The organism is Campylobacter sp. RM12637 (assembly GCF_020137645.1).
GTDB lineage: Bacteria > Campylobacterota > Campylobacteria > Campylobacterales > Campylobacteraceae > Campylobacter_E.
This window is the reverse complement of sequence record NZ_JACGAV010000046.1, coordinates 1-1,069: the sequence shown is the minus strand read 5'-3', so window position 1 is coordinate 1,069 and position 1,069 is coordinate 1. Positions and strand designations below refer to the sequence as shown.

Genomic DNA, 1,069 nt, shown 5'->3' with positions numbered 1-1,069 from the left:
AATTATCTTCGTAAAATTCCAAATCACTCGCCCACTAAACAATCTAACAGCTAAATCAAACGAACTTAGCAGTGGAGATGGAGATTTAACTAAAAAGCTAGATGATAAAGGTAATGATGAAATAGCTCAAGCTTGTAAAGCTATTAATATATTCTTAGAAAAAGTAAGAATTCTAATAGCACAAGCAAAAGATATCTCAAATGAAAACGCTTCAATAGCAAATGAATTAAGCCACACAAGTCTTCAAACAGGTAAGCGTGCAGAAGAAGGTAGCGTAATAGTTACAGAAGTAGCTAATAAAGGAACTAATACTAAAGATAACCTTGATAAAGGCGTAATTGGTGCAGCTAAAGGTAAAGATGAATTAAGTAATGCAAGTAAGTTTATAAAATCAGCAAACGATGCTATTAATTCATTAACCAATCAAATAAATCATAGTGCTGATATAGAAAGTGCTTTAGCTAGTAAGATTGAGCAATTAAGCCGTGATGCTGATAATGTTAAATCTATTTTAGAAATAATTAACGATGTAGCAGACCAGACTAACTTACTTGCATTAAATGCTGCAATAGAAGCAGCACGTGCAGGAGAGCATGGGCGTGGGTTTGCCGTAGTAGCTGATGAAGTAAGAAGTTTGGCTGAGAGAACTCAAAAAAGCCTTAGTGAAATAAATGCAACAATAAGCGTTATAGTTCAAGGTATTAAAGATGCAAGCGAGCAAATGAGCACTAATTCAGCAGAGATTAGTAAATTAACTCAAGTAGCAAGTAATACCCAAGATACAATTAATGAAATGGGTAAAGTAATGAGTGAAGCTGTAAAAATTAGTGAAGCAACTGTAAATGATTATATAAGCACAAGCAAAGATATGAGCGAGATATTAAGTGGAGTAAATAATATGAATACTATCACTAATGAAAACGCAAGAAGTGTAGAAGAAATAGCAGGAGCAGCAAATCATCTAAGTGAGATGACAGAACAACTAAACAAAAAGCTAAATGAATTTAGAACTTGATTTATTAGCTTAAAAATAAACTTATTATTAGGAATTAGTATGCTAGTTCCTAAT

Annotated in this window: 1 protein-coding gene; it reads left to right on the top strand. The window is 32.6% G+C overall.

What is annotated here, in order from left to right:
- Positions 1-1,015 (top strand): methyl-accepting chemotaxis protein (locus AVBRAN12637_RS09670; protein WP_214119010.1); only part of this gene is annotated, 1,015 nt, incomplete at its 5' end.
- Positions 1,016-1,069: the final 54 nt, after the last annotated feature.